This window comes from Fuscovulum blasticum DSM 2131 (genome assembly GCF_003034965.1).
GTDB classification, from domain to species: Bacteria; Pseudomonadota; Alphaproteobacteria; order Rhodobacterales; family Rhodobacteraceae; genus Pseudogemmobacter; species Pseudogemmobacter blasticus.
Window position 1 is genome coordinate 28,475 of record NZ_PZKE01000011.1, and the last position, 21,525, is coordinate 49,999.

The following is a 21,525-nucleotide window of genomic DNA, read 5'->3' on the forward strand; positions in this document are numbered from 1 at the left end:
AAGGGTAATCTGCGATATTGCGTTTACGGAAGCGGTTTCTTCGGCCAGGCAGCGGCCGCGGATCAGTCGGCGCGGGCCTTGCCGGACATGTCCATCGCCAGCGTCGCGGCCATGAACTTGTCCAGATCGCCATCCAGCACGCCCTGCGTATCGCTGGTTTCCACCCCGGTGCGCAGGTCTTTCACCATCTGGTAGGGCTGCAGGACATAGCTGCGGATCTGGTTGCCCCAGCCCGCATCGCCCTTGTTCTCATGCGCTTCCATGATGGCGGCGTTCCGCTTGTCCAGCTCTTGCTGGTATAGCCGCGATTTCAGCGCCTGCATGGCGATGTCGCGGTTCTGGTGCTGCGATTTCAGCGAGCTGGTCACCACGATCCCGGTCGGGAAGTGGGTGATCCGCACCGCCGAGTCGGTCTTGTTGACGTGCTGGCCGCCCGCGCCCGACGACCGGAAGGTGTCGATGCGGATGTCCTTGTCCTGCACCTCGATCTCGATGTTGTCATCCACCACCGGATAGACCCAGACCGAGCTGAACGAGGTATGCCGCCGCGCCGCGCTGTCATAGGGGCTGATCCGCACCAGCCGGTGCACACCCGATTCCGACTTCAGCCAGCCATAGGCATTCTTGCCGATGATCTTGTAGCTGACGCTGCGGATGCCGGCCTCTTCACCCGGCGTTTCCGACTGCATCTCGACCTGATAGCCGTGCTTTTCCGCCCAGCGGACATACATCCGCGCCAACATGCTGGCCCAGTCGCAGCTTTCGGTGCCGCCGGCGCCCGCGTTGATTTCCAGGAAGGTGTCGTTGCCGTCGGCCTCGCCGTCCAGCAGCGCCTCAAGCTCTTTCTGCGCCGCCGTCTCGACCAGCGCCTTCAGCGCCTCTTCCGCCTCGGCCACCAGTTCGGGTTCGCCCTCGGCCTCGCCCATCTCGATCAGGCCGACATTGTCGTTCAGCCCGCCCTCGATCAGCCGGTAGGCCGCCACCGCGTCGATCAGCGCCTGCCGCTCGCGCATCAGCTTCTGCGCGCGGGCCGGATCATTCCACAGATCGGGCTGTTCGATCATCGCATTGAATTCTTCCAGCCGGTGCGGCGCGGTCTCCCAGTCCATCCGCTGCGCCAGCAGCGCCAGCGACTTGCGGATCGTCTCAACATTGGCTTGGGTCTCGGCGCGCATCTTCTTCTGTCATCCTCTGCGTCTGGCGCGGGTGATAGCGTCTGGGGGCCGCCCCGGCAAGGGCAGCCCGTGGTCGCAGGCGGGGCCTCAGTACAGCCCGCCCGACGACACGGTTCCGAAATCGGCCTTCTTCGGAATGACGGCGGTTTCCCCGGTGGCGGTGGTCACGGTCGATCCGGTATCCGCCTCGGTCTCGCCATAGGCGAACAATGGCAGGTTCTGCCCCATGGCAAAGCCGCCGTCCACGAACTCGCCCAGGCCTGTCAGCCCCTCCTCGCCGTCGCGGAAGTATTCGGCCACCACATTGTCGCCCGAGGCTTCGGCCGGCAGCACGGCGCCGGTGAAGCGGTCGATGTTCACGAAATGCCCGCCCGGCGGCACCTTGAACTTGGACCCGCCGTATTTCTTGACCGCGCTCTTCATGAAGCTCTCGAACACCGGGCCGCAGAAGCCGCCGCCCGACACATCGCCCAGGCTGCGCGGCGTGTCATAGCCGATGTAGCAGCCCGCCACGACGGTTGACGAAAAGCCGATGAACCACACGTCCTTGGCATCGTTGGTGGTCCCCGTCTTGCCCGCGATCGGCACCGGCAGGTTGATGCCGCGCGCCGTGCCGCGCTGGATCACGCCTTCCATCATGCTGGTCAACTGATAGGCGGTGATCGCGTCCATCACCCGCTCGCGGTTCGAGGTGATCTCGACCCCCTCGCCCCGCGGCAGATCGGCGGCGGTGCAATCGCCGCAGACCCGCTGGTCATGGCGATAGATCGTCCGGCCATAGCGGTCCTGCACCCGGTCCACCAGCGTCGGCTCCACCCGCTCGCCGCCATTGGCGAACATGGCATAGGCCGCGACCATCTGGAACAGCGTGGTTTCCTGCGCGCCAAGCGCATTGGCAAGAAACGGGTTCATCCGGTCATAGACGCCGAACTTCTCGGCATAGCCCGCCACGGTCTGCATCCCGATCTCTTCGGCGATCCGCACCGTCATCAGGTTCCGGCTCTGCTCGATCCCGGTGCGCAGGGGCGTCGGGCCATAGAACTTGTTCGAGGCGTTCTTCGGCGTCCACAGCCCCTGCGGCGTGTTCACCTCGATGGGCGCGTCCACCACGATGGTCGCGGGGGTAAAGCCGCTGTCCAGCGCCGCGGCATAGACAAAGGGCTTGAAACTTGACCCCGGCTGCCGCTTGGCCAGCGTGGCCCGGTTGAACACCGATTCCTGATACGAGAACCCGCCCTGCATCGCCAGCACCCGGCCGGTGTTCACGTCCATCGCCATGAAGGCGCCCTGCACTTCCGGCACCTGCCGCAGCGACCAGCGCACGAAACTGCCATCGGCATCCTTGGTGACAGGCCGCACCAGCACCACGTCACCGACCTCGACCAGATCGCCCGCCACCCGCGCCTTCTTGGCCAGGCTGCCATCGGACAGCCGCTTGCGGGCCCAGGTCACATCCTCGGCCGGGATGAAATGCCCGTCGGCATCCTCATCCACGCCTTCGATGCCGATCCTTGCATCCTTTTCGCCCACCGACAGCACCACCGCCGGCGACCAGCCGGCAATGTCGCGCGGCACGTCCACGCTGGCCAGCGCCGCCCGCCAGTCGGCCTCGGTTCCCAGAACCTCGGCCGGCAGCCGCTTGCCGGTCCCGCGCCAGACACCGCGGCCGCGGTCGTATTTCTCCAGCGCGATGCGCAGCGCCTTGGCCGCCTCGACCTGCAATTCCGGGTCAAGGGTGGCGCGGATGGTCAGGCCGCCGGTAAAGAATTCGTCGCTGCCAAAGTTCTTGGACAACTGCCGCGCGATTTCCTCGGTGAAATAGCTGCGGTCCGGCATCGCCTCGCGGAACGACGGGTAATCGCCGCTCTGCACCGTTTTCAGCGGCAGCGCCCGCTCGGTGTCATAGGTGGCCTTGTCGATATAGCCGTTTTCCCACATCTGCCGCAGCACATAGTTCCGCCGGTCCACCGCGCGGTCATAGTCGCGCACCGGATGCAGGCCCTTGCCGGGGCTTTTCGGCAGCGCCGCCAGATAGGCCGCCTCGCCGGGCGTCAACTGGTCCAGCGTCTTGTTGAAATAGGCCTGCGCCGCCGCGGCCACGCCAAAGCTGCGCTGCCCAAGGTCGATTTCGTTCAGGTAAAGCTCAAGGATGCGATCCTTCGACAGCACGCTTTCCAGCCGCGTCGCCAGGATGATTTCCTTGATCTTGCGCTCGATCCCCTTGGTGCCCTTGCGGTCGCCCGACAGAAGGAAGTTCTTCATCACCTGCTGGGTGATGGTCGAGGCGCCGCGCACATCGCTGCCCCGGCTTTTCACCGCCTCGACCAGCGCCGCGATCATGCCGCCCGCGTCATAGCCCTTGTGGATGTAGAAATTCTTGTCTTCCGCGCTGATGAAGGCCTGCTTGACCAGATCGGGAATATCCTCGGCCGGCACGAACAGCCGCCGTTCCCCTTCGCGGATGAACTCGTCCAGGATGCGGCCTTCGCCGGTGTAGATGCGGCTGATCGTCGGCGGCGCATATTGCGTCAGCCGTTCATGGCTGGGCAGGTCACTGGAATACATCCAGAAAATCGCGCCAACCGTCAGGGCCGCGAACAGCACGCCCAGCGTCAGCATGGTGAAGATGGCCCCGAAGAATGAGCCGATGAATCGCAGCACCCCGAACTCCCGTGCTCTGGTCCGCTTCCCCTATATCAGACGCACCCCCCCGTCAAAACCTTGGGGGCCTGTCCGGCCGGCCACCGCCTACAAACGTGAACCGTCCGCCGCCGCCTTCAGTCGGCGTTTTCCCGCAGCGCCCGGATCGCCGCATCCTCGTCGGCCCAGGCCACCAGCCCCTGCCGCAGCGCCTCGGCCATCCGGTCCCGCCAGGCCTTGTCGGTCAGCCGCTTCAGGTCGCGGGCCGATGACAGGAATCCAACTTCGACCAGAACCGAAGGCATGTCCGGCGATTTCAGCACCGAAAACCCCGCCTCCTGATGCGGATGGCGGTGCATCCGAATGTCCGCCGCCTTGATCGAGGCGACCAGCGCCGTGGCCAGCCGTTCGACACGCGGCGCGGTTTCCGTCCGCGCCATGTCCATCAGAACCGAGGCAACCACATCGTCCTGATCCTTCAGGTCCACCCCCGCCAGCAGATCGTCGCGGTCATGCCGCTCGGCCAGCGCGGCGCTGGCCTCGTCGCTGGCCTCGTCCGACAGGGTGTAGATCGTCGCGCCCTGCGCCTCGCCTTCGGCCAGCGCATCGGCATGAAGCGACAGGAAAACCTGCCCGCCCGCCTTGCGCGCGATGGAAATCCGCGCTTCCAGCGGCACGAAGACATCATCGTCGCGGGTCAGCACCACCCGGAACCGCCCGTCGCGCGACAGCAGGTCTTTCAGCTCGCGCGCAAAGACCAGCATCAGGTCGGCTTCCTTCTGGCCATCGCGCTCGGCGCCCGGGTCGATGCCGCCATGGCCGGGGTCCAGCACCACCACGACCGGGCCATCCCCGCGCGCCACCGGGGCCGGCAGGTCGCGCGCCGCCGGGGTTGCCCATTCCGGCGGCTCGGGCCGCGCCGCCTCGGCGGCAAAGCTGGCCGCATCGGCCGGGGTCAGCCGCAGCCGGATCACCGCGCCCTCCGATCCCGTCTGCATCTCGGACCGGGCCACCACCAGCGGCATGGCCAGATCCAGCACCAGCCGGCTCCAGCCCGCGCGGAACACGCCGGCCCGCACGGCGGAAATCTGCGGCGCCCGGGCCGGCACCGTGTCGATCCCGGTCCAGTCCACCTCGCGCACGTCCAGCACCAGCCGGGGCGGCCCGTCCAGCACCCGCACCCGCCAGGGCACCGGCTGGCTGATCGCCAGCGTCACCGACACCCCGTCCTCTCCGGCCGTGATCGACGATTGCGCCGCGTCCAGCCGCGCCAGCGCCGACAGCTCCTGCCCGAAGGCCGCCGTCAGCGTGGCCCAAAACACGCCGATCATAAGAAGGATTGCCCGCATCGCCTGCCCGTTCTTCCGGCCCGGTTCATTCGGCCTGAAATATTCGGCACCGGGGCCGCAAAGTCCACTCACCTTCGTGCCATGAAGGCGGCCAGCCGTTCCAGCCCCTCGGCAATATCGGCCGTGGCGCGGGCATAGCTGAAGCGCAGCGTCCGCGCCCCGCGCAGCGGATCGAAGTCGATCCCCGGCGTCACCGCCACCCCGGCCCCGTCCAGGATTTCCCCTGCGAAGGCCAGCGAATCCGTCGTCAGGTCCGACACATCAGCATAGACATAGAACGCCCCGTCCGGCGGCGCGATCTTCGTGAAGCCCGCCTTCGGCAGGCCCTCCAGCATCAGCCGCCGGTTCTCGGCATAGGTCGCCCGGTTCGCTTCAAGCTCGTCGATGCAGTCCAGCGCGGCCAGCGCCGCGATCTGGCTGGCATGGGGCGGGCAGATGAACAGGTTCTGCGCCAGCCGCTCCACCCGGCGGATCTGATCCTCGGGCACCACCATCCAGCCCACCCGCCAGCCGGTCATGCTGAAATACTTGGAAAAACTGTTGATGACCCAGGGGTTCTGGCTGATCTCCAGTGCCGAAACCGCGCGGTCGCCGTAATGCAGCCCGTGATAGATCTCGTCCGAGACGAAGGCCACGCCCCGCGCCTCGGCCCAGCCCACCAGCGCCGCCAGCGCCTCGCGCGTCAGCATGGTGCCGGTCGGATTGCCGGGCGAGGCAACGATCAGCCCCTCGACCTCCAGCCCCGCCAGATCCTCGGGCACCGGCTGCAAGCGGTTCTCGTCCCGCGACGGCACGCCCACCGGCACCAGCGACAGCGCCCGCAGGATCTGGCGATAGCTGGGATAGCCCGGCTCACCCAGGGCCACGCGGTCGCCGGCCTCGAACAGCGCCGTGAAGGCCAGGATGAAGGCCGAGGATGACCCGGTGGTCACCACCACCCGCGCCGGGTCCAGCTCGACCCCGTACCAGCGCCGGTACAGCGCCGCGATGCCCGCCCGCAGCTCGGGCAGCCCCAGCGCCACGGTATAGCCCAGCGGCTGATCCAGCGCCCGCGCCAGCGCCGCCCGTGCCCCCGCAGGCGCCCCCGTGCCCGGCTGGCCCACCTCCATATGAATGATCCGCCGGCCCGCCGTTTCCGCCGCGCGGGCACGTTCCATCACGTCCATCACAATGAAGGGATCGACATCGCCCCGTCTGGAACCCCGACTTGCACTCATCGCCGCCCGCCCTTTAAGGTTTGTGCCGATCCCCTGCCCCCGCTTCCGGCGCAGGTCAACCCCGCAAAAGGACACCCGATGCGTCTTGCCCTGACCCTTGCCGCCGCCCTGACCGCCACTTCCGCGCTGGCGGGCGGCCTTGGTGACATGACCCCGGAAGAGCGCGCCGCCTTCCGCGACGAAGTGCGCAGCTACCTGATGGAAAACCCCGAAGTCATCGTCGAGGCCATGACCGAGCTGCAAACCCGCGAGGACAAGGCCGCCGCCGAACGTGACCTGCAGATGCTGGCCGACAACAAGGACATCATCTACAACAACCCGGCTGACTGGGTGGGCGGCAATCCGCAGGGCGACATCACCGTCGTCGAATTCATGGATTACCGCTGCGGCTATTGCCGCAAGGCCTATGAAGAGACCGAGGAACTGGTGAAATCGGATGGCAACATCCGCTTCGTTCTCAAGGAATTCCCGATTCTGGGCGAACAGTCGATGCTGTCGTCACAATTCGCGCTGGCGGTGAAGCTGCTTTATGGCGATGACGCCTACAAGGCCGCGCATGACGCGCTGATCAGCTTGCGCGGCGATGCCACCGCCGAATCCCTGGCGCGTCTTGCCACCGATCTGGGCCATGATCCCGCCGCCGTGGCGGAGAAGATGAAGGCGCCCGAGGTGATGGACATCATCAAGGCCAATCACGACCTGGCCACCCTGATGGAAATCAACGGCACCCCGACCTTCGTGATCGACCAGACCATGGTGCGGGGCTATGTGCCGCTGGACGGTATGCGCCAGATCGTTGACGGCCAGCGCAAGGACGGCTGACCCCCGACCGAAAGCCCGGACCCTTCACAGGGTCCGGTCCCTACCGGCAAGATCCTTCAAAGGATCTTGCAAATTTCTTCGAAGAAATTTGCCGCTACTCCGCGGCCTGCGCTTCGGCGGCGTCCAGCTCCGCCGCCTTCTTCTCGACCAGCTCGACGATATGGTCGATCATCTGATCGTTGCCCATGCGGTGGCTCTGCTTGCCGGCCAGATAGATCATGCCGTTGCCATTGCCGCCGCCGGTGAAGCCGATGTCGGTCATCAGCGCCTCACCCGGGCCGTTCACCACGCAGCCGATGATCGACAGGCTCATCGGCGTCTTGATGTGCTCCAGCCGCTTTTCCAGCGCCTCGACCGTCTTGATCACGTCGAACCCCTGCCGGGCGCAACTCGGGCAGGAAATGATCTGCACGCCCCGCGTCCGCAGCCCCAGCGATTTCAGGATCTCGTAGCCAACCTTGACCTCTTCCACCGGGTCGGCCGACAGCGACACCCGGATCGTGTCGCCAATGCCGAACCACAACAGCGACCCCAGCCCGATGGCCGATTTCACCGTGCCCGACATCAGCCCGCCCGCTTCGGTGATGCCCAGGTGAATGGGCGCATCCGTCGCCGCCGCAAGCTGCTGATAGGCCGCCGCCGACAGGAACACGTCCGACGCCTTGCAACTGATCTTGAACTCGTGAAAGTCGTTGTCCTGCAACAGCTTGATATGGTCCAGACCGGATTCCACCATCGCATCCGGGCAGGGCTCGCCGTATTTTTCCAGAAGCTGCTTTTCCAGGCTGCCCGCGTTCACGCCGATGCGGATGGAACAGCCATGGTCCTTGGCGGCCTTCACCACCTCTTTGACGCGCTTCGCATCGCCAATGTTGCCGGGGTTGATCCGCAGGCAGGCCGCGCCCGCCTCGGCGGCCTCGATGGCGCGCTTGTAGTGGAAATGGATGTCCGCCACGATCGGCACCGGGCTTTCGCGGACAATCTCGCGCAGGGCGCGGGTGCTGTCCTCATCCGGAGTCGAGACGCGGACAATATCCACCCCAACATCGGCCGCCCGCAGGATCTGGTCCAGCGTCGCCCTGATGTCGGTGGTCAGCGTGTTGGTCATGGTCTGCACGCTGATCGGGGCATCGCCCCCCACGGGCACCTTGCCCACCATGATCTGACGGCTTTTGCGCCGCTGCACATCACGCCAGGGCCGGATCGGGTTGTGACTCATCTTCGCTCTCCGCGGGACCGCATCGGCAAGATACGGCGAAGGCCCGGCGCGGGCAACCGCGCCCGGCCCTGTGTAAACCGGAATTTACAGTGTCAGGGTGCGGCTTGTTGAACCGGCGCCGCGGCGGCCCCGGCATCGGCCGTCATGATCCGCGCCAGATCGTCATCGGCCGCCGGGTCGACCTGGGCATATTTCCCGGTCAGCGCCTCGGCCGACAGGGCAATGTCCTTGGCCACATTGGCCCCCGGCGCCGCCGGACCATAGGTCACGCCGTTCACCAGGAAATAGACCGCGCCGGAATTGCCGGTACGGAACACCGCGGCCTCTTCCAGCGGCGGCACCTGATAGCGTTCGCCCGCGTCCAGGATCTTCTCGAACAGCACCGTCCCGTCGGCCGAGCTGACGCGCACCCAGGCCGGACGCACCGCCAGCACCTCGACGCCAGGCTGCACATCGGCCACCACCTGCACCCCATCGCCCGCCACCGCGCCCTCGGGCCCGGCCGCCGCCGTGGTTGCACTGCCCGCCAGCGCGCCGGCGGACCGCGGGTCGATGGCCGCAATCGGACCATCGCGCGACACCATCACCGGCACATCCAGCGCCTGCGGACGGTAAAGCCGGTCAATCATCTCGGCCCCGCCGGCACTGCCCGCCGTGGCAGACCGCGCGGCATCGCGCACCGGCGCCGGTTTCGCCCCCTGCAACGGGTCGATCTCGGCCACCACCACGGGCGCCTGATCCACCGGCGCCAGTTGCACGCGCTGCACTTCCTGCAGCACCGACCAGCCCCCGTAACCGATGGCGCCGATCAGCGCGACCAGCACCGCGATCGACCCCACCGCACCGGGTTCGATCCGGTGCAGCCAGCTTTCGGCGCGCGGAATGAACGACAGGTTCGGGTTGGCCAGCGGGTCGGCAAAATCGGATTGCAGGCGCTGCTCCCGCATCCGCTGCGGCGCGGCCGAAGCCGACATGCCATGCGCCACGGTGAAATTCGCTTCCTTGCTGAAACGGGCAAAGGCCCAGTCCGGGTCCATGCCCAGATAGCGCGCATAAGACCGCACATAGCCCGCCACGAAGCCGGGCGTTTCAAAGGCCGAGACATCGGCATTCTCGATCGCGGCGATATAGGTGGCCTTGATCTTCAGCTCGCGTTGCACATCCAGCAGCGACTTGCCCAGGGTGGCCCGCTCCCCGCGCATGACATCACCAAGACGCAATTCGAAATCGTCAAAGCCCTTGGGCTTTTCTTCTTCCTGCGCCTGAGGTTTGGCCCTCCAGCCGATCATGCGATCCCTGTCCCCTTGTTGCCTTTGTTCCCGAGTCGCACCGGGGCGCGACTCAGGTGGCTTTCTATTGCGGCAACGCTAACACAGGGCAAGCCGTTTTGCACATGCAGGACGGATCAGGCGGAAGCCTCGGCGCGATTCAGCGCACAAACCTGCCAGAGCGTGTCCATCGCCTTCACAAGCTGGTCGATTTCCCCCGCGCCATGCACCGGCGAGGGCGTGAACCGCAGCCGTTCGGTGCCGCGCGGCACCGTGGGGAAGTTGATCGGCTGGACATAGATGCCATGGTCTTCCAGCAGCATGTCCGAGATCATCTTGCAATGGATGGGGTTGCCGACGTGCACAGGCACAATATGCGACCCGTTGTCGATGATCGGCAGGCCCAGACCGCGCAGCCGCATCTTCAGGATCTTCGCCTGGGTCTGGTGCTTTTCACGCAGCGCCCGGCCGCCCTCGCCCTTCAGGAACCGCACGCTGGCGGCGGCCCCGGCAGCCACCACCGGCGGCAGAGAGGTGGTGAAGATGAAGCCCGGCGCATAGGACCGCACGGCGTCGATCATCTTCGCACTTGCAGCAATATAGCCGCCGAAAACCCCGAACGCCTTGCCCAGCGTGGCGTTGATGATGTCCACCCGATGCATCTGGTTGTCGCGTTCCGCCACACCGGCACCGCGGGCGCCGTACATGCCCACGGCATGCACCTCGTCCAGGTAGGTCAGCGCGCCGAACTCCTCGGCAATGTCGCAGACTTCCTTGATCGGGCCGAAGTCGCCATCCATCGAATAGACCGATTCAAAGGCAATCAGCTTCGGCGCCGCCGGGTCGTCCTTGGCCAGCAGCTCGCGCAGATGGGCCAGATCGTTGTGGCGGAAGATCCGCTTCTCGCCGCCGCCGCGCCGGATGCCTTCAATCATCGAGGCATGGTTCAGCACGTCGGAATAGATGATCAGCCCGGGGAAGATCGCCCGCAGCGTGCTCAGCGTGGCATCGTTGGCGATATAGGCGCTGGAAAACACCAGCGCGGCGTCCTTGCCATGCAGGTCGGCCAGCTCGGCCTCCAGCCGCTTGTGATAGACCGTGGTGCCGCTGATGTTGCGCGTGCCGCCCGACCCGGCGCCGGTGGCATCCAGCGCCTCATGCATGGCCGCCAGAACCTCGGGGTGCTGGCCCATGCCCAGATAGTCATTGCCGCACCAGACGGTGATTTCCTTCTCGCTGCCATCGGGCCGGGTCCAGATCGCCTTGGGGAACTGCCCCTTGCGACGCTCAACGTCGATGAACGTGCGATACCGGCCTTCGTCGTGCAAACGTGCGATGGCCTGGTCCAGAGCGGCTACATAATCCATGGCTTCTTGTCCCTTGCATTCCTTGCCGTACCTTGCACGGCCCCCCACCTCGGACATTGACTTGCGTCAATCGCGCCCGGCGGGACAGAGGGCGAATTGTCGCCCCCCGCGTGTGTCATTTCCCGGCGGGCCCCACTTCCAGCACCAGAACACAGGGCGCCTTGCCCTTGCGCGCGCCGTCACAGGCCTGCAGCGCCGCCGCGACGGCCGCCGCCGGATCGGCGAACCCGGCCAGCGCCGAGGCCGAGGGAACCGGCACGCCCTCGCGGATGAACCCCTCGTCCGGCGAAACAGCCATGGCCGCAAAGCCGCCCTTCGACGGCACGAAAACCTCAAGCGCGCTCTCGTTCGTCATCACAAGGCGCAGCGTCGCCAGTTCCTGCGCGGTCAGAAAGGGCTGCACATGCAGCGTCACCTGTGCCTTGCCCAGCCGCGCCGTCTCGGTCGGAACCGGCGCCTGGGCGAAAGCCGCCCCCGCCACAGCCACCAGAACCGCCGCCATCATGCCATGCCGCATCACTTGTTCCTCCTTGCGCAAACCGGCTCTGCCCATAGCGCATCACCCGGCCTCTGGACAGTCCCCCGCCGCCTGATAGGCTCATACCCCCAATCAAAGGATGGAGAGCCGGATGTCGCTGGACCAGGTGCTGACCCGCATCGACGAAACCTTGCCGCAGGCGCTGGACCGGCTGATGGACCTGCTGCGCATCCCCTCCATCTCGACCGATCCCGCCTTCAAGCCCGATTGCGCCCGCGCCGCCGACTGGCTGGTCGAAGACCTGAAATCGCTGGGCTTCGACGCCCGCGCCGCCGCCACGCCCGGCCATCCGATGGTGGTCGGCCATGGGGGCGAAGGCCGCCGCCACATCCTGTTCTACGGCCATTATGACGTACAGCCGGTCGATCCGCTGTCGCTCTGGACCCGCGATCCCTTCGATCCCGTGGTCGAGGACGGCCCCAAGGGCAAGCTGATCCGCGCCCGCGGCGCCAGCGACGACAAGGGCCAGTTGATGACCTTCCTTGAGGCCTGCCGCGCCTGGAAACATGTCCATGGCAGCCTGCCCGGCAAGCTGACCATCTTCCTGGAAGGGGAAGAGGAATCGGGCTCGCCCTCGCTGGTCCCCTTCCTGCGCGACAACGCGCCCGAGCTTTCGGCCGATCTGGCACTGATCTGCGACACCGGCCTGTTCGAAGGCGCCGTGCCCGCCATCACCACCATGCTGCGCGGCCTGGCCAAGACCGAATTCACCCTGCACGCCGCCGACCGCGACCTGCATTCCGGCATGTATGGCGGTCTGGCCCGCAACCCGCTGCATGTCCTGTCGAAGATCCTTGCCAACCTGCATGACGAAACCGGGCGCGTGCAGGTGCCGGGCTTCTATGACGACGTGGCCGAACTGCCCGACGCGCTGCGCGCCCAATGGCAGGCGCTGGCCTTCGACCACGCCTCCTATCTGGGCGATGTGGGCCTGTCGGTCCCCGCCGGCGAACAGGACCGCACGCCGCTGGAAATGATCTGGTCCCGCCCCACGGCCGAGGTGAACGGCCTCTGGGGCGGCTACAACGGCGCGGGCTTCAAGACCGTCCTGCCGGCCGAGGCCCATGCCAAGGTGTCCTTCCGCCTGGTCTCGCAGCAAGACCCGGCCAAGGTGCTGACCGCCTTCCGCGCCTGGGCCGAAGCGCAGCTTCCCCCCGATTGCCGCATCGAATGGCATGACGGCATCAACGGCGCCCCGGCCTCGGTGATGGAAATCGCCGACCCCGCGTTCGAGGCCGCCCGTCAGGCCCTGACCGAGGAATGGGGCCGCCCCGCCGCCTTTGTCGGCGCCGGCGGGTCGATCCCGGTCGCCGGGCATTTCAAGACCGAGCTTGGCATGGATGCGATGCTGATCGGCTTTGGCCGCGACGATGACCAGATCCATTCCCCGAACGAAAAATACGACCTCGAATCCTTCCACAAGGGCATCCGGAGCTGGGCGCGCATCCTCGCCCGCATCGCATGACGGCCGCGATCCGCGACATCGCCGCCCCGGACAAGGCGCCGTTCCACGCGCTGTGGCAGGGTTATCTCGACTTCTACGGCGTCACGCTGACGCCCGAAGTCACCGCCCGCACCTGGGCGCGGCTTCTCGACCCGGCCTCGCCCCTGCGTGGCCGGGTGGCGGCCAAGGGTGATGCGCTTCTGGGCTTCGCCCTGTCGCTGACCCATCCGTCAAGCTGGGTTGCGGGCGAAGACTGCTATCTGGAAGACCTGTTCGTCGCTCCGCAGGCGCGCGGACAGGGGCTGGGCCGGGCGCTGATCGACGACCTGATCACCCAGGCCCGCGCCCGGGGCTGCCACCGGCTGTATTGGCACACCCGCCACGACAATGCGCAGGCCCGCAAGCTTTATGACAGCTACGTCCAGACCGATGACCATATCCGCTACCGCCTGACGCTCTGACCGTCCGGCGGGCGCCTGCCCGCTTCCAGTTGGCCCAAATACCCAGGGGGGCTTCGCGCCCGCGAAGACGGGGGCAGCGCCCCCTACCCCTCAGCCGCCCTGCCCGCGCCAGACCATGCGCGCCAGCTTGGCCAGCAGCGCGACCCAGGGCAGCGCGTGCAGCGCCAGATCGAACATGTCCAGCGGCCGCACCAGCGTGCCCGCCATCAGCATCTTCAGCTTTTCCCAGATATGCGGTTCGGGCAAGAACGGCGCCAGCCCCAGCGTCAGCGCCGCCAGCACGAACAGGGTCAGCGGCGTCTGATCAAGAAGCGACATGCGCAAGCCTCCGGTGCGGAACGCCCCACACATATTCCATTACAGGAATACAAAACAGCCCAAAAACGCCAAAGCCCGGCGAAAGCCGGGCCTGACGTCAGGTCGAAAAGGAAGAAAGTGGCGCGGTTGACGGGGCTCGAACCCGCGACCCCCGGCGTGACAGGCCGGTACTCTAACCAACTGAGCTACAACCGCGCGATGGGGGCCGGATAGACGCATCCGACGGGGGCGTCAAGCCGGAAACCGCCCGGACCTTTGCGAAAGACGCAAGGCGCCGTCGCCGGCCAAGCCGTTGAAAGAACGGCAGATGCCGCGCCCCGCAAAGGGCTGATCTGTCAGGCTGATCTGAAGGGGGGAAGGAATGGCGCGGTTGACGGGGCTCGAACCCGCGACCCCCGGCGTGACAGGCCGGTACTCTAACCAACTGAGCTACAACCGCGCAATCCTCGGCCCGGCGAACCGGGCGTGGGGGGCTATCTACGCGGGGCCGCTGGCCGCGTCAAGCGCCCCTTGGGGGAAAAATCACCGCTCGGGCGCGGGGATGAATTCGCCCTGATCGCCGGGCGGCAGGCGGAACCGCCCATGCGCCCAGTCCCCCGCCCGCCAGGCCTCTTTCGCGGCGTCGATCCGGTCCTTCGACGAGGCGACGAAATTCCACCAGATGAAGCGCGGCCCGTCCATGGTGGCGCCGCCCAGCAGCATCACCCGCGCGCCCTGCGCGCCGGCCCGGACCGAAACGTGGTCGCCGGGGCGGAACACCAGCATCCGGCCCGCCTCGAACACCTGCCCGGCACAGGACACCTCGCCCTCCAGCACATAGACGCCGCGGTCCTCATGGTCCTCCGGCAGCGGAATCGCGGCGCCGGGCGCCAGCACCGCATCGGCGTAGAACACCTCGGACGGCATCTCCAGCGGCACCCTTTCCCCCCAGGCATGGCCCAGAATCAGCCGCACCTGCTTGCCCTCGCCCTCCAGCTCGGGCAGCTCGGTCCGGGCCACATGGACGAACCCCGCCGGATCATCCTCGCGGTCCTTCGGCAGCGCCAGCCAGGTCTGCAGGCCGAACAGCGTCAGCGGCGCCTTGCGCGCCTCGCCATCGGTGCGTTCGGAATGGGTGATGCCCTGCCCCGCCAGCATCCAGTTCACCGCGCCCGGCTCGATCCACAGATCGGTGCCCAGACTGTCGCGGTGGTGCATCTTGCCCTTCATCAGATAGGTGACGGTCCCCAGCCCGATATGCGGATGCGGCCGCACGTCGATGCCCTGCCCGGTCAGGAACTCGGCCGGTCCCATCTGGTCGAAAAAGATGAACGGCCCCACCATCTGCCGCGCCGCCGACGGCAGCGCGCGCCGCACCTCGAACCCGCCCAGATCGCGGGCCCGCGGCACGATCACGGTGTCGATGGCATCGACGGCATCCCCGATCGGGATCGTCGGGTCGAGGGCGGGGTTCCAGCTCATGTCGGCCTCCTTGGCTTTGGGTAAGAATAGGCCGGATGCGCGCGCATTTCACCCCGCCCGTGCCGCGCCGCCCCTGTGCGGCAATGAACAGGTGAACCGCCCGGCCGGGGCCAGCAGACCGTGGCCACCGCCCCGCCTTTCGCCTAACCTGCCCCGAACACCCGGCAGGAGCGCCCGATGACCATCACCCAAGAGGACGAACTTGAGGGCCTGCGCGCCATTGGCCGCATCGTGGCGAACACCATGCAGGCCATGTCGCGCGCCATGGAACCGGGCATGACCACGCGCGAGCTGGACGACATCGGCCGCGCCCTGCTCGATCAGGACGGCGCGGTTTCGGCCCCCGAATCGACCTACGCCTTTCCCGGCGCGACCTGCATCAGCGTCAATGAAGAGATCGCCCATGGCATCCCCGGCGACCGGGTGTTGCAGCCGGGCGATCTGGTGAACATCGACGTGTCGGCCTCGAAGGACGGGTTCTTCGCCGATACCGGCGCCACCTTCCGGCTGGGCACCGTCCGCCCCCCGCTTGAAAGGCTGTGCCGCGACGGCCGGCGTGCCCTGCAGATCGGCATCGCGCAGGTGGGCAGCGACAAGCCGATTGCCGGCATCGGCAACGCCATCGGGCGCTTTGCCAGCGACCACGGCTATACGCTGATCCGCAATCTGGCCAGCCATGGCGTGGGCCGCTCGCTGCACGAAGACCCCAAGGAAGTGCCAACCTGGCCCACCCGCGGCGACCGCCGCCGGATGCCGCGCGGCCTGGTGCTGACGGTCGAACCCTTCCTGTCCACGGGCGGCCAATGGGCCACCGAAGGCGCGGATGGCTGGACGCTTTACAGCGATCCGATGGCGCCGGTGGTGCAATATGAACATACGGTCGTCGTCACCGACCGCGGCGCGATCATCGTCACCCAGCCCGGCTGACCCCCGCCCGCGCGCGCCCTGATCGCCGTTCACGAAACACCAGATGTAACAGTAGTATTTCCGATTGTAACAGATTGGTGTCTTGGCTAGGCTCGACTCAACAGAGGAGCCCCGGCCAAGGGGCCCGGTGATCTTGAGTGCGTTCTGGGAGGAACATCATGACAAAACCCGCCTTTGCGGCCGCCGTTCTGGCGACCACGACCATCCTTTCGGGAACGGCCGCCCATGCCGATCTGAACCTCTACTGCTCGGCGCAGGAAGAATGGTGCCAGATCATGGCGAAAAGTTTTGAAGAAGCCACAGGCATCGACGTGGCGATGACCCGCAAGTCCTCGGGCGAGACCTTCGCCCAGGTCAAGGCCGAAGCCAGCAATCCCAAGGGCGATGTCTGGTGGGGCGGCACCGGCGACCCCCATCTGCAGGCGGCCGAGGAAGACCTGACCGAAGCCTATGTCAGCCCGATGCGCGAACAGTTGCACCCCTGGGCCATCGCCCAGGCCGAAGCCTCGGGTGACCGGACCATCGGCATCTATTTCGGCGGTCTCGGCTTTGGCTACAACACCGACATGCTGGCCAAGGCCGGCCTGCCCGCCCCGGCCTGCTGGGAAGACCTGACCAAGCCCGAATTCAAGGGCAAGGTGCAGATGGCAAACCCGAATTCCTCGGGCACGGCCTATACCACGCTGGCGACCATCGTGCAGCTCTTCGGCGAGGAGAAGGGCTTTGACTACATGAAGCGCCTGCACGCCAACATCAACCAGTACACCAAGTCCGGCTCGGCCCCGATCAAGGCCGCCGGTCAGGGCGAAACGCTGGTCGGCATCGTCTTCCTGCACGATTCGGTGGCGCAGGCCGTTGCCGGCTTCCCCATCGCCACCGTCGCCCCCTGCGAAGGCACCGGCTACGAGATCGGCTCGATGTCGATCATCAAGGGCGCGCGCAACATGGACGAGGCCAAGAAGTTCTACGACTGGGCGCTGTCGGTCGAGGCGCAGGATCTTGCGCTTCAGGTCAATGCCTTCCAGATCATGTCGAACGTCGGCGCGGCCAAGTCGGACAAGGCGCCCGACCTCAGCGCGATCAAGCTGATCGACTATGACTTCAAGAAATACGGCTCGGCCGAAGAACGCAAACGCCTGCTGTCCAAGTGGGACGCCGAAGTCTCGACCCTGCCGCAGTAATCCCAGTGCGAAACGCTGCGCCCGGGCGCACCTCCCATCCGGTGTTGATCTTCTGGATCATCGCCGGGTGGGTCGGCTTTGCGCTGCTGCCCTGGTATGGGGTGGATGATTTCTATTCGTTCGGGTGGCTGGCCGACGGCTGGCCGCTGGACAAGGATTATGCCCCCGCGGCGGCGCTTGTCGCCCAGGGGCAAAAGCTGTGGCTCGCCCCCATGGCGCTGGCGCTGATCGCGCCGCTTCTGGTGCTGCGGCGCCCGAAATCCGATCCGGTCTTCGCCCGCGTGCTGATCGCTGCCGGCGCCTTCGGCTTTGCCTGGCTGGTGGCGCAGGGTCTGGGCATCGGCCTGCGCGGCTTCAACGCCGGCTGGCTGGACGCGCTGTTCGGCCCGCTGGACGACCGGCAGTTCGGCATGGGCTATGGCGCGCTGGTGACGGCGACCGCCTTCCTGTTCCTGCTGACCCAGGGCCTTGCCGCCCATGGCGCGGTGAACGGCGATGTCTTCGTGACCTCGGCCATTGCCGGGGTGGTGGCGGTGGTCGGGATCTTCGTCTTCTTCCCCATCGCCAAGATGCTTCTGGCGGCCTTCGCCACCGATGACGGCGGATATTCGGTCGCGGGCTTCTTCCCCAAGCTGTTCGATCCGCGGATCTGGGGCCTGGGCTGCCTGTCGGGCGGGCAATGCGGCGCGGCGTGGAATTCGCTGTTCCTCGCCATCCTGGTCGGCGTGCTGACCACGCTTCTCGGCCTGGCCTTCGCGCTGGTGCTGACGCGCTCGGGCTTTCGCTACAAACGCCTGCTGCGCGCGCTGACCGTGCTGCCGATCATCACGCCCCCCTTCGTCATCGGGCTGGCGATCATCCTGCTGTTCGGCCTTTCGGGCACCGTCACCACCGGCATTGCCGCGACGCTGGGGATTGAACCCAGCCGCTGGATCTATGGCCTCTGGGGCGTGCTGATCGCCCAGCTTCTGGCCTTCACGCCCATCGCCTTCCTGGTGCTGATCGGCGTGGTGGAGGGCGTCAGCCCCAGCATGGAAGAGGCGGCGCAAACCCTGCGCGCCAACCGCTGGCAGACCTTCCGCACCGTCAGCCTGCCGCTGATGCGGCCGGGCCTCGCCAATGCCTTCCTTCTGGGCTTCATCGAAAGCATGGCCGATTTCGGCAACCCGCTGGTTCTGGGCGGCAATTTCGACGTGCTCTCGACCGAGATCTTCTTCGCCATCGTCGGCGCGCAATATGACCAAAGCCGCGCGGCCATCCTTGCCGTGGTGCTGCTGGCCTTCACGCTGGGCGCCTTCTACCTGCAACGGTTCTGGCTGGGGCGCAAAAGCTATACCACCGTCACCGGCAAGGGCGATTCCGGGGTGCATCCGCGAATGCCCTCGGGCCTGGCCATCCCGGTCTATGTGGTGGTCACGCTCTGGTCGGCCTTCACGCTGGTCGTCTATGGCATGATCCTTTACGGATCGGTGGTTCAGCTCTGGGGCGTGGACAACACCATCACCCTCAAGCACTACATCACCGCCTTCCGCGTAAGCTGGGGCGAAAGCGGCCTGCGCTGGACCGGCTCGGCCTGGGACAGTTTCTGGACCACGATGATGATCGCCACCATCGCCGCCCCGCTGACCGCGGCGGTGGGCCTGATCACCGCCTATCTGCTGACCCGGCAGAAATTCGCGGGCAAACGCGCCTTCGAATTCGGAACGATGCTGTCCTTCGCGATCCCCGGCACGGTGATCGGGGTGGCCTATATCCTGGCCTTCAACGTGCCCCCGATCGAGATCACCGGCACCGGCCTGATCCTGGTCATCAGCTTCATCTTCCGCAACATGCCGGTGGGCGTGCGCGCCGGCATCGCCTCGATGAGCCAGTTGGACAAGTCGCTGGACGAATCCTCGCTGACGCTGGGCGCCAATAGCTGGCAGACCTTCCGCGCCGTCATCCTGCCGCTCTTGCGGCCGGCCATCCTTGCAGCGCTGGTCTACAGCTTCGTGCGGGCAATGACGGCAATCTCGGCCGTGATCTTCCTGGTCTCGGCCCGCTACGACATGTCCACCAGCTACATCATCGGCCGTGTCGAGAACAACGATTACGGACTGGCCATCGCCTATTCCACCGCGCTGATCTTCGTGATGCTGGCCGCCGTCGGGCTGCTGCAACTCCTGGTCGGGCGGACACAGATCGGCCGGCGTACAAGTCATGGTGAGGGACACTAGATGAAGGCCATCCATACCAAGGCCGCCTCGGTCCGGTTCGAGAACGTGTCGAAGATCTACGGCACGCGCGTCGTGGCCGTGGACAACATCAACCTGGAAGTGGCGGCCGGTTCGCTGGTCACGCTTCTGGGCCCCTCGGGCTGCGGCAAGACCACCACCCTGCGGATGATCGCCGGGCTGGAAATGGCCAGCAAGGGCCGCATCCTGATCGGCGACAAGGACGTGACCAAACTGCCCGCCACCGACCGCGACGTGTCGATGGTGTTCCAGAGCTACGCCCTGTTCCCGCATATGACGGTGATGGAAAACGTCAGCTACGGGCTGAAATTCTCGGGCTTCAACAAGGAAGAAACCCGGGAAAAGGCGGCGGCCGGGCTGGCGCTGGTCGGGCTCAAGGGCTTTGACGGGCGCCTGCCGTCGGAACTGTCGGGTGGCCAGCAGCAGCGCGTGGCCGTGGCCCGCGCGCTGGTGCTGGAACCGCAGGTCCTGCTGTTCGACGAACCCCTGTCGAACCTTGACGCCAAGCTGCGCCGCCAGGTGCGCGAGGAAATCCGCGAGATCCAGCAGAACCTTGGCCTGACCGTGGTCTATGTGACCCACGATCAGGAAGAGGCGCTGGCCGTGTCGGACGAAATCGTCGTCATGCGCAACGCGGCCATCGCCCAGAAGGGCACGCCGCGGCAGTTGTATGAAGAACCGGCCGATGCCTTCGTGGCCGATTTCATCGGCGAGGCGAACCTGATCCCGGTCGAGATCACCGCGCTGGACGGCGACACCGCCACCGTGCGGATCGCCGACTACACCCACCGCCTGCCCTCACGCGGCTTGCCGAAGGGGCCGGCCAAACTGGCCGTGCGCCCGTCGCGGATGCGTCTGGTGGCCGGCAAGGGCGAAGGCGTGGCCGCGGTGATCGACAAGGCCACCTATGTCGGCAGCCGGATGGAATATGTGGTCACCGCCGCCTTCGGCACGGTCTTTGCCGTGCTCGATGATGTGGTGACCCCGTTCCGCAAGGGCGATGAGGTCACCATTTCCTTCGCGGCCTCGGGGCCGGTGCTGATCCCGGGTCAGACGTCGTAGGACGCGGTGGCCAGCGCCTGCACCGCCTCGAACACCCCTGCCCCCGCGACGACCACCCGGCCGCCGCGGGCAATGGCCTCATCGGCATCGACCGGCACCACCCGGCCGCCGGCCTCGGCCACGATCAGATGACCGGCCAGGAAATCCCAGGCATTCATATGTTCCTCGACATAGCCAAGGATGCGTCCGGTCGCGACATAGGCCAGCGACAGCCCGCCCGACCCGTTGCGCCAGAACACCGTGCCCGCATCGCAGCAGCCGTTCACCAGCCGCTTGATGCCCTCAACATGCGTCCGGCCCGAAAAGCCCACGCCCAGCGATCCTTCGCGCAGGCTGGTCTTGGCCGAACAGCGGATCGGCCGGTCGTTGCAGAACGCCCCGCCCCCCGCCACCGCATGATGCAGCTCGTCATGCACCGGGTCATGCACCACGCCGATCACGGTCTTGCCGTTGTGGACGCAGGCCAGGATCACGCACCATTGCGGGATGCCGTTGATGAAATTCGTCGTCCCGTCGATCGGGTCGATCACCCAGGTGAACCCGCTGGTCCCCTCCTGCGCCGCGCCTTCCTCGCCAACGATTCCGTCCTGCGGAAACGCCTTGGCCAGCGCGGCCCGCACCGCCAGTTCGACATTGCGGTCGGCCTCGGACACGAAATCCTGATGCCCCTTCACGTCGATGGTCAACTGGTCCCACTTGCGGAAATAGTCCAGCGCCAGCGCGCCGGCCTCGGCGGCAATGCGGCGGGCGGCGGCATGGCGGGTGGAAATCTCGGTCATCAGATACGCTCCTCCAGAACTGTCACACTCCTTAACAGCCTTGTCCGAAATGTGGAATTGACC

At 66.4% G+C, this 21,525-nt stretch carries 18 protein-coding genes and 2 tRNA genes; 7 read left to right on the forward strand and 13 right to left on the reverse strand.

Annotated elements, in window-relative coordinates; genetic code table 11:
• Positions 1-62 precede the first annotated feature (62 nt).
• The 4 genes from prfB to C5F44_RS12075 all read right to left on the reverse strand — a co-directional run bounded on the left by prfB (position 63) and on the right by C5F44_RS12075 (position 6,381).
• Complete coding sequence (prfB, locus tag C5F44_RS12060) at positions 63-1,175, reverse strand: peptide chain release factor 2 (protein WP_107673790.1); 1,113 nt, start codon at positions 1,173-1,175, stop codon at positions 63-65.
• An 87-nt stretch (positions 1,176-1,262) separates the two neighbouring features.
• Complete coding sequence (locus tag C5F44_RS12065) at positions 1,263-3,836, reverse strand: penicillin-binding protein 1A (protein WP_107673791.1); 2,574 nt, start codon at positions 3,834-3,836, stop codon at positions 1,263-1,265.
• Positions 3,837-3,952: 116 nt separating this feature from the next.
• Positions 3,953-5,146: an N-acetylmuramoyl-L-alanine amidase gene (locus tag C5F44_RS12070; protein WP_235822621.1), complete on the reverse strand. Its 1,194-nt coding sequence runs from the start codon at positions 5,144-5,146 to the stop codon at positions 3,953-3,955.
• Positions 5,147-5,232: 86 nt separating this feature from the next.
• The gene (locus C5F44_RS12075) at positions 5,233-6,381 is read right to left on the reverse strand and encodes a pyridoxal phosphate-dependent aminotransferase (RefSeq protein ID WP_107673792.1); all 1,149 of its coding nucleotides are present in this window, start codon (positions 6,379-6,381) and stop codon (positions 5,233-5,235) included.
• Between the two features lie 78 nt (positions 6,382-6,459).
• Between C5F44_RS12075 and C5F44_RS12080 the strand changes: the two genes are divergently transcribed.
• The gene (locus tag C5F44_RS12080) at positions 6,460-7,203 is read left to right on the forward strand and encodes a DsbA family protein (protein ID WP_107673793.1); all 744 of its coding nucleotides are present in this window, start codon (positions 6,460-6,462) and stop codon (positions 7,201-7,203) included.
• Between the two features lie 94 nt (positions 7,204-7,297).
• On the opposite strand, the gene ispG is transcribed toward C5F44_RS12080, so the two are convergent.
• The 4 genes from ispG to C5F44_RS12100 all read right to left on the reverse strand — a co-directional run bounded on the left by ispG (position 7,298) and on the right by C5F44_RS12100 (position 11,574).
• Entirely contained in the window at positions 7,298-8,422 is a 1,125-nt protein-coding gene (gene ispG / locus C5F44_RS12085) for a flavodoxin-dependent (E)-4-hydroxy-3-methylbut-2-enyl-diphosphate synthase (RefSeq protein ID WP_107673794.1), read from the reverse strand.
• A 92-nt stretch (positions 8,423-8,514) separates the two neighbouring features.
• Positions 8,515-9,711 carry a helix-turn-helix domain-containing protein gene (locus tag C5F44_RS12090; protein WP_181318258.1) on the reverse strand — a complete coding sequence of 399 codons (1,197 nt, stop codon included), beginning with the start codon at positions 9,709-9,711 and terminating at the stop codon, positions 8,515-8,517.
• A 116-nt stretch (positions 9,712-9,827) separates the two neighbouring features.
• A complete protein-coding gene (gene hemA / locus C5F44_RS12095) occupies positions 9,828-11,057 on the reverse strand; it encodes a 5-aminolevulinate synthase (protein WP_107673795.1) in 1,230 nt (409 codons plus the stop codon).
• Positions 11,058-11,172: 115 nt separating this feature from the next.
• On the reverse strand, positions 11,173-11,574 hold the full coding sequence (locus C5F44_RS12100) for a hypothetical protein (protein ID WP_107673796.1): 402 nt from the start codon (positions 11,572-11,574) through the stop codon (positions 11,173-11,175).
• A 112-nt stretch (positions 11,575-11,686) separates the two neighbouring features.
• Here C5F44_RS12100 and C5F44_RS12105 point away from each other — a divergent pair, with 112 nt between their 5' ends.
• On the forward strand, positions 11,687-13,060 hold the full coding sequence (locus C5F44_RS12105) for a M20/M25/M40 family metallo-hydrolase (RefSeq protein WP_107673797.1): 1,374 nt from the start codon (positions 11,687-11,689) through the stop codon (positions 13,058-13,060).
• Complete coding sequence (locus C5F44_RS12110) at positions 13,057-13,500, forward strand: GNAT family N-acetyltransferase (RefSeq protein WP_107673798.1); 444 nt, start codon at positions 13,057-13,059, stop codon at positions 13,498-13,500. Before C5F44_RS12105 ends, C5F44_RS12110 begins: the two co-directional genes overlap by 4 nt.
• Positions 13,501-13,590: 90 nt before the next feature.
• Here C5F44_RS12110 and C5F44_RS12115 read toward each other — a convergent pair whose 3' ends face one another.
• The 4 genes from C5F44_RS12115 to C5F44_RS12130 form a co-directional block, all read right to left on the reverse strand.
• Entirely contained in the window at positions 13,591-13,818 is a 228-nt protein-coding gene (locus tag C5F44_RS12115; RefSeq protein ID WP_107673799.1) for an RND transporter, read from the reverse strand.
• Positions 13,819-13,936: 118 nt separating this feature from the next.
• Positions 13,937-14,013 (reverse strand) — tRNA-Asp (locus C5F44_RS12120).
• A gap of 167 nt (positions 14,014-14,180) precedes the next feature.
• Positions 14,181-14,257 (reverse strand) — tRNA-Asp (locus C5F44_RS12125).
• Between the two features lie 83 nt (positions 14,258-14,340).
• Complete coding sequence (locus C5F44_RS12130; protein WP_107673800.1) at positions 14,341-15,279, reverse strand: pirin family protein; 939 nt, start codon at positions 15,277-15,279, stop codon at positions 14,341-14,343.
• A gap of 177 nt (positions 15,280-15,456) precedes the next feature.
• On the opposite strand from C5F44_RS12130, the gene map reads away from it, so the two are divergent.
• The 4 genes from map to C5F44_RS12150 all read left to right on the forward strand — a co-directional run bounded on the left by map (position 15,457) and on the right by C5F44_RS12150 (position 20,683).
• The gene (gene map, locus C5F44_RS12135) at positions 15,457-16,206 is read left to right on the forward strand and encodes a type I methionyl aminopeptidase (RefSeq protein ID WP_107673801.1); all 750 of its coding nucleotides are present in this window, start codon (positions 15,457-15,459) and stop codon (positions 16,204-16,206) included.
• A 158-nt stretch (positions 16,207-16,364) separates the two neighbouring features.
• Positions 16,365-17,387 carry an ABC transporter substrate-binding protein gene (locus tag C5F44_RS12140; RefSeq protein WP_107673802.1) on the forward strand — a complete coding sequence of 341 codons (1,023 nt, stop codon included), beginning with the start codon at positions 16,365-16,367 and terminating at the stop codon, positions 17,385-17,387.
• Between the two features lie 5 nt (positions 17,388-17,392).
• On the forward strand, positions 17,393-19,603 hold the full coding sequence (locus C5F44_RS12145; protein ID WP_107673803.1) for an ABC transporter permease: 2,211 nt from the start codon (positions 17,393-17,395) through the stop codon (positions 19,601-19,603).
• Complete coding sequence (locus C5F44_RS12150; RefSeq protein WP_107673804.1) at positions 19,604-20,683, forward strand: ABC transporter ATP-binding protein; 1,080 nt, start codon at positions 19,604-19,606, stop codon at positions 20,681-20,683.
• Here the strand turns inward: C5F44_RS12150 and C5F44_RS12155 are convergent.
• Positions 20,671-21,462 carry an inositol monophosphatase family protein gene (locus tag C5F44_RS12155; protein ID WP_107673805.1) on the reverse strand — a complete coding sequence of 264 codons (792 nt, stop codon included), beginning with the start codon at positions 21,460-21,462 and terminating at the stop codon, positions 20,671-20,673. The two genes, C5F44_RS12150 and C5F44_RS12155, sit on opposite strands and share 13 nt — an antisense overlap.
• Positions 21,463-21,525 lie beyond the last annotated feature (63 nt).